The organism is Clostridium sp. AF20-7 (assembly GCF_003479275.1).
Taxonomy (GTDB): domain Bacteria; phylum Bacillota; class Clostridia; order Lachnospirales; family Lachnospiraceae; genus Otoolea; species Otoolea fessa.
In genome coordinates this window covers 1-573 of sequence record NZ_QUGF01000037.1, presented here as the reverse complement: position 1 = coordinate 573, position 573 = coordinate 1, and the positions used below count along the sequence as shown (strand labels likewise).

Sequence of the window (573 nt, the reverse complement as noted above, 5' to 3'; positions counted from 1 at the left end):
ACACCTCGGATGTCTTGATATTTGTTTCAAACCTCTCGGTTTGAACTTTGTATCAGATTTTCAATATGCAGTTTTCAAGGTACATAGTATGTTCACTCAACTAAACTCACTTACGTTCGTTAAGATTCGTGAACTGCCTCGCACTAAATTCAAGCTTCGTCTTCGACTCGCTTTCATTCAGTTGCTTTCGGCAAATGGAGATGGAGAGATTCGAACTCTTGACCCCCTGCTTGCAAGGCAGGTGCTCTCCCAACTGAGCTACACCCCCATAATGAATCCGGCATCCACCTGCTTTCCCATGCCGTCTCCAGCATAGTATCATCGGCCGCTTAGGTCTTAACCATCGTGTTCGGGATGGGAACGGGTGTGTCCCCTAAGCGCATCGACACCGGAAATCTTTCATTTCCTGGATTTCAATCTTTAATTGTCATCCTCGAAAACTCAACAGTATATAAAACCCTTACTTCTTCTTCCGTTTTAGTTGGATTGATTCAGCTGCTCTCGCAACCTACTTATAATCCTTCTTCCTTAGAAAGGAGGTGATCCAGCCGCACCTTCCGATACGGCTACCTT

At 45.2% G+C, this 573-nt stretch carries 1 tRNA gene and 1 rRNA gene; both read right to left on the bottom strand.

The window, feature by feature from the left end:
* Nucleotides 1–195 precede the first annotated feature (195 nt).
* A tRNA-Ala gene (locus DWX68_RS14505) sits at nucleotides 196–268 on the bottom strand.
* Between the two features lie 7 nt (nucleotides 269–275).
* A 5S ribosomal RNA gene (gene rrf, locus DWX68_RS14500) occupies nucleotides 276–393 on the bottom strand.
* Nucleotides 394–573 lie beyond the last annotated feature (180 nt).